The 478-nt window shown below is 68.2% G+C and carries 1 protein-coding gene; it reads left to right on the top strand.

Going from position 1 to position 478, the window contains the following annotated elements; all coding sequences use genetic code 11:
• Nucleotides 1-478, top strand: a 478-nt coding sequence (locus LZA78_RS17575) for an adenylate kinase family protein (protein WP_233678170.1), incomplete at both ends; no start/stop codon positions are given.

Below are 478 nucleotides of genomic sequence, written 5' to 3'. Positions count from 1 at the left end.
GTCTCGGACGAGATCGTGCTGAACATCCTGCGCGATCGCCTGGGCGAGCCGGACGTGACCGCGGGGGTGATCCTCGACGGCTTCCCGCGCACGGCGGGCCAGGCCGAGGCGCTCGATGCGCTTCTGTCCGAGGCCGGTCAGCGGGTGACCGCGGCGATCAGCCTCGAGGTGGATGACGAGGCCATGATCCAGCGTGTCGCGGGCCGCTATACCTGCGGCAGCTGCGGCGAGGGCTATCATGACGACTTCAAACTGCCCGTCCAGGCGGGCGTTTGCGACAAATGCGGCGGCACGGAGTTCAAGCGCCGGGCCGACGACAACGCCGAAACGGCGCGGGCAAGGCTGGTCGCCTACCACGCCCAGACGGCACCGCTGATCGCCCACTACGGGGCCCTCGGCGTGCTCGAGAAGATCGACGCGATGGGTAACATCGACGAAATCGCCTCGGGTCTAGGGTCGATCGTGGAGCGCGTATCGG

Origin of the sequence: Rhodobacter flavimaris (assembly GCF_021378075.1) — a bacterium.
GTDB lineage: Bacteria > Pseudomonadota > Alphaproteobacteria > Rhodobacterales > Rhodobacteraceae > Rhodobacter > Rhodobacter flavimaris.
Note: the sequence above shows the minus strand (reverse complement) of the source record. Positions and strands in the feature narration are given on the sequence as shown.